Origin of the sequence: Rubritalea sp., from assembly GCF_039830215.1 — a bacterium.
GTDB lineage: Bacteria > Verrucomicrobiota > Verrucomicrobiia > Verrucomicrobiales > Akkermansiaceae > Rubritalea.
In genome coordinates this window covers 1-8,201 of the sequence record NZ_JBDOPO010000176.1, presented here as the reverse complement: position 1 = coordinate 8,201, position 8,201 = coordinate 1, and the positions used below count along the sequence as shown (strand labels likewise).

General features: G+C 46.0%; 5 protein-coding genes, 1 tRNA gene and 1 pseudogene. 6 read left to right on the top strand and 1 reads right to left on the bottom strand.

Going from position 1 to position 8,201, the window contains the following annotated elements; all coding sequences use genetic code 11:
• The 3 genes from ABGY95_RS06020 to ABGY95_RS06010 form a co-directional block, all read left to right on the top strand.
• Window positions 1-312: hypothetical protein (locus tag ABGY95_RS06020; protein WP_347440791.1), on the top strand; the 312-nt coding region annotated here is incomplete at its 5' end.
• 221 nt (window positions 313-533) lie between these two features.
• Complete coding sequence (gene trxA, locus ABGY95_RS06015) at window positions 534-851, top strand: thioredoxin (protein ID WP_347440790.1); 318 nt, start codon at window positions 534-536, stop codon at window positions 849-851.
• Window positions 852-966: 115 nt separating this feature from the next.
• Window positions 967-1,048 (top strand) — tRNA-Leu (locus ABGY95_RS06010).
• Window positions 1,049-2,733: 1,685 nt separating this feature from the next.
• On the opposite strand, the gene ABGY95_RS06005 is transcribed toward ABGY95_RS06010, so the two are convergent.
• On the bottom strand, window positions 2,734-3,930 hold the full coding sequence (locus tag ABGY95_RS06005; protein WP_347440789.1) for an SAM-dependent methyltransferase: 1,197 nt from the start codon (window positions 3,928-3,930) through the stop codon (window positions 2,734-2,736).
• Between ABGY95_RS06005 and ABGY95_RS06000 the strand changes: the two genes are divergently transcribed.
• From ABGY95_RS06000 to ABGY95_RS05990, 3 genes and pseudogenes are all read left to right on the top strand, one after another.
• On the top strand, window positions 3,929-6,379 hold the full coding sequence (locus ABGY95_RS06000) for a transglycosylase domain-containing protein (protein ID WP_347440788.1): 2,451 nt from the start codon (window positions 3,929-3,931) through the stop codon (window positions 6,377-6,379). The genes ABGY95_RS06005 and ABGY95_RS06000 overlap by 2 nt on opposite strands.
• A 27-nt stretch (window positions 6,380-6,406) precedes the next feature.
• The gene (locus ABGY95_RS05995) at window positions 6,407-7,507 is read left to right on the top strand and encodes a hypothetical protein (RefSeq protein WP_347440787.1); all 1,101 of its coding nucleotides are present in this window, start codon (window positions 6,407-6,409) and stop codon (window positions 7,505-7,507) included.
• Window positions 7,508-7,510: 3 nt separating this feature from the next.
• Window positions 7,511-8,201, top strand: a pseudogene (locus tag ABGY95_RS05990) (TonB-dependent receptor); the annotation flags it as partial.

Sequence of the window (8,201 nt, the reverse complement as noted above, 5' to 3'; positions counted from 1 at the left end):
CCACTGGGTAAGGCTAGTCAGCCACTGGGTAAGGCTAGTCAGCCACTACCAAAAGCAACTGTGCAACTTCAGCAGACTCAGCAACTCACTCAGCCGAGTGTTGCTGCGCCAGGTGAGCAAGCTGCAACTATCCAGACTGTTGTCGATGAGGAGTCTTCCGCAGAACGCGCAGGCAATGGTGAAACTATCCTCGCTGTAGCAGCATTCTTGCTATCCTTATTCCTTCTGTTCGCTCAGTTCCAGCGTGCTGGTATCTGGGTGGATGAACATGAAGATGGTTCTTACGGAGCAGTGTTCTCTTCATTGAATTAATTTTTGACCACTAAAGTAAATAAATTCATATGGCATTACCAGTATCACTTATCGTTCTAGCAGTTATTTCAATTGCTGTTTCGTTCATGTAGTTGATAGTCCTCAGTATAGAGAGACTTGAGGATATCATTAGCAACTCAACATCTTATTATTAGCCGTCAGATCGCATAAAATGCGCTGACGGCTATTGACGTTTTTTGGGGGTGAGGCATAGTCTCGCCATGTCATTAGTATTAACTGAAGAAAATTTTGAAGCCGAAGTAATTAACTCAGGCAAAGCTGTACTCGTAGACTTTTGGGCTGAGTGGTGTGGACCTTGTAAGATGATTTCACCTATCATCGATGAGCTTGCTACCGAGCTTGGCGATGCGGCAGTAGTCGGCAAGGTAGAGGTAGACAATGCTCAAGCTCTAGCAGCTAAATATGGGGTTCGCTCTATCCCGTTTCTGCTCTTTTTCAAAGATGGAGAAGTGAAGGATCAAATCGTCGGAGCCAATGTCACTAAAGAGTCACTTAAAGAGAAGCTTCTCGCACTCTAAATGCCGATTTAACTTTTTTAATTACATCAATAACCTGACGGATTTCTGTCAGGTTATTTTTTTACAGAAATGGTTTGCGCAAACGGAAATTTTGGTTACGTTTCGCCCAGCAAAGGCCGGGATGGCGGAATTGGTAGACGCGCCTGATTTAGGTTCAGGTGTCTTAGGACGTGCAGGTTCGATTCCTGTTCCCGGTATTTCTCTGCGATAACCCGCTAACCTTATGGGATAAGGTCTAGCGGGTTTTTCTTTCTCGCTGGCTACATGCGTTCGGTTTCATAGAGGCTCAACTGTGTTTCAGTAGCTTCAGGAACAAAAAAGTGCTGTGAGTTGAGTGCTCCCACCTTTTTGTGTATTATTTGTTAGGAGGCTCTATTGCATATTGAGAATTGGGGCAATGAGAAGCACGCGTTGATCGTGGTAGGCCTCGATGTGATCGAGCAAACAATAAATGTGCTTCAGCTTATCTCTGCCTAATAACCCAAGATTTTTTGTGTTGAGTAACTCTTAGTGTATCTGAAGAGCCGGTGAGTGTGGGTGGTAAGCTTGGATAAACTCGTGTTTATCATGTTTCGGTTGAGCAAACATTCCTTCGATGTAGCTTTTTGATTAAGTAAGAAGCAGGACCTTGGCTTTCTTTGCAAGTTTTGTTTGAGCTGCTGCGTATTTGATGGTTTGGTTAAAGCTACCCATTCCTTCTACTTGGCCTATCGCGAGGGGATTGAGACCTGAGTAGACACGTCCTCCTGTAAGCCTTCCGATTTCACCTCTGAGGCTTGCTCCACGTGCGTCAACGATGCGGTGCTTGGCTACCGCGTATGCATAGAGTATTCAGACAACGCTGGCTGAAAAAGCTCTCATGGAAACGATAAATGGTTTTACATTAGTCGGTTGCTTCCCACAGTGCATCGCTAGCTAGGGCTGATCCCCCATGTGATTTCACACGGAGAACGAGAGATTTACATTTTTTGTTACGAGAAGCCTTAAGGGGCTCCTAACGCAAGGGTGCGATTGATTCGCCGGAGATATTACCTTCTATTGCAATGACTGCAGGATAAGGAGATCTGAAATTATCTTCTTCTCTGGAGGTGATCACGACCTTCATCCGGTCAAAATCGCCTTCGATTTCAGAGCCACTTAGATCTGGTCGTTTGTAGGAGCGTTAGAATTTGATCTCCTTACTATAGTGAGCGCGAATCCTAGCGATGAAATCTGTACGGCAGTCGAGGTAGTCGACTAGTTTGAAATCGAGGGCTTATTGTGGCCTGATGAGGCCAAGGTCAATGATCTCTCTCTCTATATATCTCTTAGCTTGTCTTAAGAAATGCCGCGGCCTACTGCCATTCTGCTAATGATCTGATTAAATAGCGAGTAGAGCAAGATGTCATGTTGTTTGGCGGCATATTCGCTTGGGCTGTTTCGGTAAAATGTTTAATCAGCGAATTTGAAGCCGCCAATATGAATGGGCCGACCTTAACCCTCACTTTATCAGGTAGTCTTTTGAAATACATAGTTTCCCCCTAGAGGCCGGTGAGTATGCTATTGCCAATGGTTATATGAGAGTCATGTGGTCGGGGCTCTACCCAAGAGGGCTGCGCTATCTAAACTCTTAATGAAGTCGAAGAGTGTTAGTCGGCGGGATGGGTTTCCAGTATTCAGTAGACCTGATAGGCGACCGGGTGCGACGCCTGCTTCACTGACAGAGTTTCAATGTCGTAGATAGCAATAGTAGGAGCAGCGGTAGGCATGATGGAGCTAATCAAGACAGCTCCAAGGATGGAGGTAAGGAAATAGGTGAATCGTCTTTCATATAGTTGATGTAAGAGGACTATAGCTATATAGTCCAAGTCGGTTACAGTGTTTCAAAATAGATGACTGTATTCTATCGAACTTCGAGTTTAGAGAGGACTTTATGGTCAGGAGTACGGTTTAGGCTGCATTCCAGAACGGAAAACTGGTGGCCCATCATGCTTGGGTGAGTGAGGGTCTGAAATTGACGGATCAGTTTAGTGGGAGGAGCCTGTTGGCTTTCTTCGATATTTTTGAACCAAGGATTGGCTAGGAGAATAAGGAAGCGTGCTTGGGTGTCGAAATAGTGTGGTTCAAACCCAGCCGATTGATATGTCTGTGCTAGTTGTGTGAAGTCGACATGAGCTGTGATGTCTTGCTCACCAGCATTAATCAATGGATTTTCATCGGCCGTCTGATTGTAAAATGTCCTGAGGGTGCCCGAGGTTCTTCTTTCTGCGTAATAGTCACTGTGAACGTGGCCGTAATCGATGGTAAGTATCATGCCTTGTTCGAGAACTGAAGCACATGACTGGGCGAATGCTCTAAGCCCAGTTCGAAACTCAGTGGTGTAGTCATCGGGAAGTGGTGGAAGGGCTTCGCTAAATTCTAAAAGCTGGGGAGATCGGATAGACGCGGTTTGAAAATGGAAGCCTTCCTTGTCATGGCCGACGTGTAGCTCGTTCCACTGCTGGTCCTTTTTACTTATGAGTTTTACAGGAAAGGCGTCGATGAGTTCGTTGCTTAGAATGATACCATGTTTCTTGGCTTGTTTGATGCAGTTTAGTGTTGAGTGAAAATCTACGATTGCATGATGATTTTTCAGAATGGCGATCTGCTTTTTTTGCATGATCTTAAATGGTTCGCAGATAGTGTATCGTACATTGCTGTACAGTTGGGGGAAGTTGGAGTGAAGACAGTCTAATATATCGCATGCTAGTTGGCCGGTGTTAGCTCCGAGTTCAATGAGGTCGAGTTGCCCTTCGATGTGGTTAGTTTTAACGTAATCGGCAATGCGATAGCCAAGTAGCATTCCAAAGCACTTGCCAACACTGACCGAAGTGAAAAAGTCGCCGTCTCGACCAACTATAGTGTCGCCCTTGCTGTAATACCCCCACTCTGGGTGGTATAGGCATTCGCTCATCCATTTGTCGAAGGGCAGCGGTCCAGAGGCTGAAATTTCCTTTTCTAGGTGAGAAACTAAAAAGCTGGGGGTTGCAGTATTCTTATCAACAGGGTAAGTATCTTTATAGTCAGTTTCCAAAGCGGCTGGCGTATTGTTCCTCATCATGATTCGTAAGAAGTTTAACTCACGCAGAAAAGTCCGCAAGAAGGCAATCTTCCTAAGGAAGTGGTTTCTAGCACTGGTGTTTGTGGCTATACTTGGAATGGTGGGGGCCTTTATTAGCTACCGGATTGTGTCTGAACCATACAGGGAGCGAGCAAAGGAATATGATATGGCTTTGGTCAATGTTATCGAACTTCCTAGCTTGATCTACGATCGTGAAGAACGTGAGATCGGCCGTCTATTTGTGGAAAACCGCAGCCCAATCCCGATCGAGGAAATTCCTCAAAAAATGATCGATGCTTTAATTTCTGGTGAGGATAAGCGCTTTTTTGACCACAACGGTGTCGACTTTATTGGAATTGGCCGTGCTGCGTATTTGAACTTTAAGTCAGGTGATGAAGACTCGGGAGCTAGTAGTTTGACTATGCAGTTGGCTCGGAATGCATACGACCTAAAAGCGGAAGCTCTGAAACGAGGTGAGAGTAACTACGAAAGAAAGCTCGTTGAAATATACTTGGCTCAGCGAATCGAGAAGCATTATACCAAACAGAAAATTCTCGAGTTCTATTTGAACCGCGTAGCATTTGGTAGTGGTTATTTTGGTGTCCGCTCCGCTTCATTAGGCTATTTTGGTAAGGAAGCAAAGGACTTGGATACTCAGGAATGCGCATCTCTAGTAGGGTGTATTAAGAACCCATCAGTTTTCTCGCCACTGAGAAGTAAGAAAAACAACAAGAAAGCTCGTGATCACGTGCTCAATCGTATGGCGCTAGAGGGAAGGATTACTTTATTCGAACGTGATCGACTGCAGGCCTTGCCGGTGGAGACGAACCCAAACCCAATTCAGCGCAATACCACACACATCTATGACCGTATTGCTGCCACTGTGAAAGACCATGTCTCAGCAGACGCTTTGGCTAAAGGAGATCTACGCGTGTTCACCTCGATTGATCGAGATATTCAGCGAGCTTTAGAGAGAAAGTTGAAGGAGCAGCTAGACCTAGCTGAAACAAATGAGAGCTATAATCACCCGCGATACTCAGAGTATGAGCGCACTGCAACTAGCCGACCGAAGTATCTACAAGGTGCAGCTCTAATGGTTGACAACAACACTGGCGAGGTCATAGCTTATATCGGTGGACGAGACTTCTCCCACTCGCAGTATGATTTTATCGAAGCAGGCAGGAAGCCGCTGGGTACTGCCTTTTTCCCTTTCATTTACGCAGCAGCTCTAGAAGCGGGAGAGACACTTTCTTCACGGCTCATCGATGAAGCCATGGATAACCGCCAAGTGATGATTGATGGGGTCGAGGGAATATTAGGCGAGTGGGGGAGCGAAGTAAATGAGCCTCGCTATGAAGGTGAGATTCTTCTGCGGCATGCTCTAGCCACTTCAAAGATCGCAGCAACCGTCCGTCTGGGGCGTAAAGTTGGGCTAGATAAAGTACGGTTGATGGCTAAGCGATTTGGATTCTCCACTCCGAGGGGCAAGGCCTTACCACGTGAGTTGATGGGGACCGAATCCGTCTCACTCTCAGAACTAGTTCGTGCCTATGCAGCGTTCGCAACTAACGGTTCTACCCCTTCGAAGATGGTGTGGGTGACTCGTATTGAGCGGGGAGATGGTACGGTGGTTTATTCAAATGAAGGGCAGGCAGCACGTTCGAAACAGACCGCTGTATTACAGCCCGCGACAGCTTATCTAACACATTCAGTCTTGGAATCAGCTCTTAAAGAAGGCAGCGGAAAGCGTGGTTATGACGCAGCGGGGATGGAAGGCTTCAGAGGTGGAGGAAAAACTGGGACTACAAGTGACTTCGCTGACAATTGGTTTGTAGGCTATAACAGTAAAGTGAGTTGTGCTGTGTGGGCTGGATTCTGGGATGGTTCGCGTGAAGAGATTTACCATGGAGCTTTCAGTGTCGATACGGTGATGCCTGTTTGGGCTGATGCGATGAAAATTTATCAAAGGAAGTACAAGCCTTTGCCTGTTGTGAGACCTGAGGGTGTCGAGCTAATGAAGATCTGTAAAACATCCGGCTTACGAGTCACTTTAGAATGTGAGGAATATGAACGGAATCTGAAGACTGGAAAAATGGAGACCGTGAGCACTGCTACAAATGAACTCTATGATGTCAAAAGCCGACCATTGGGTTACTGCGACGAGCATGGCAGTGGCTCCAGAGGTTCTGACGCCAGTGCATTCTCTCTTACTAGGCATGTCGGGGCAAGGAAGTACAAGGATATACAACCTGTGCAACCGATCGCTCCGACTTTGTTGGGAGATGACCCTTACAACTCATCGCAGCCAGCATTTGTTCCCAAAGATCTTACCATTTCAACAACCTCGAGGGGGCTTGAGGCAGTGAACCCCGATGTTTTGACCGAGCAAGACGATGTCTCGATTATTCATATGGAGCGTCCAGGTAAGGTGCTAATCCTTGCTGACTAATACAGCGTTATTTTCAGTATTGGTGGCTTGCCTAATGAGAGTCTCTCGGTAGTCTTGCGTGTGGCTATCGGAGAAAGAGACATGATGAGCGGATATATTTGCCCTCGTTGCCGTCTACTAGTCTCGGCTAGTGTCGAGCTACTTGGGGCGGATGTATCGTGCCCAGGTTGTCGATCGATCATACAAATTCCGGGCTTTGATGACCCGTTGGTTTTAGTTGAACCCGTTTTGCAGGCTGTGGGCACTGACCTGCACGCCCACAAAAATATCTCCTCCGAAAATTGGAGAGATGATCTGCCGCTAGATGTGCTATCAGCTAGAGCTAAAGGGCTTCCATGGCTCATGCTCTTGCCTGTATTTGGTATCGCAAGTGTGCTCCTAGCTAGTCTTATATATGTGCTTTTTTTTACCCATTTCAAACCCATTGAGCTGGCGCAACAAAAATTGGTCCCAGAGGTTGAGAGTAGGGGGCAGATTTCAAATGCTGACAAAGTTCCGACTTATGCTGAACTAGAAACATTGTTGACTAAGCTGTCTCAAGCGAAATCCCCAGGGGAGCTCAGGCCGATGCTTAGGGAAGTCCCCGAGCTTGAAGCTAAGTTAGCAAACTATTATAAAGGCTCTGAGTTTACATTGAGTGAGCCGGTGGACGTTATAGCAATTACTGAGATTCGGCATAGAACAGGGTTCTATCTATTAAGAGCATTGTTAGAAGGTGCCGAAAAGTGGGCTGGAGTGGTGACTAAAAATACAAGTGGCATGTGGGTGATCGACTGGGAGTCCTATGTGGGCTACTGTGATATTGCTTGGGACGAGTTGCCTAAAATTAGACCTAAAGAGCCAAGTGTCGTGCGTGTTGCTCGCAGAAAAAATGAGTACTATAACCAAGGGTTTAGCTCTCGGGAATGGCAGTCTTTTGAGCTGACCTATCCAAATTCAGATACAATCTTGATTGGTTATGCTAGTAGAAGGAGTGCGTTAGTTCAGCAACTACTACCGATTGGAAATAGATTTGGGTTGATGGATGTGACCTTGAAAATTCACTACCCTGAAAATGTGAATGATCCAAGGCTTGTGATCATTGATGAAGTGGTTACCAATGATTGGATTACCCCAAATGAAAAATAATTTATGAATACTAGAGAAGTCCTGAGCTCTTACAATAAGGCTCTTAGAATCAATCTTGATCAAAGCAAGTACGGAACTTTTGCTGAAATTGGAGCCGGTCAAGAAGTAGTAAACTGGTTCTTCCGCGCTTCGGCTACTGCGGGCACTGTTGCTAAATCAATTTCTGCATATGATATGACCATGAGTGATGAGATCTATGGTAAAGCTCATCGTTATGTTTCGCGGGACCGTGTGACCTCTATGTTGGAGCACGAGTACGACCTCTTGATTGAGCGCCTATCAAAAAAGCGCGATGATAAAACCACATTCTTTAGCTACTGCAACACTGTACGAGCTCGAGGCTATAAAGATAAAGAAGAATGCCATGGCTGGATGGGCGTGCGCTTACAGCTAAGACCGGGTGAAGAACCATGTGATGTTTTATGTCACGTGAGATTGTTAGATGAGGAAAATATGGATCAAATGGAGGCTCTTGGCATCATTGGACTTAACTTGATTTATGCATCATTTTACCATCGCGATAATCTAGAGCGCTTTGTTGATTCATTAGTAGATAACCTCACACATGGCCGAGTCGAAGTTGACATGTTGAAGTTTCTTGGAGAAGGATTCCGCTTTGTTGACAATCGCTTGTGCTCACTTCAGCTAGTTCAGAGTGGGCTCACCGCTGCTGCTATGTTCACACCTGAAGGTG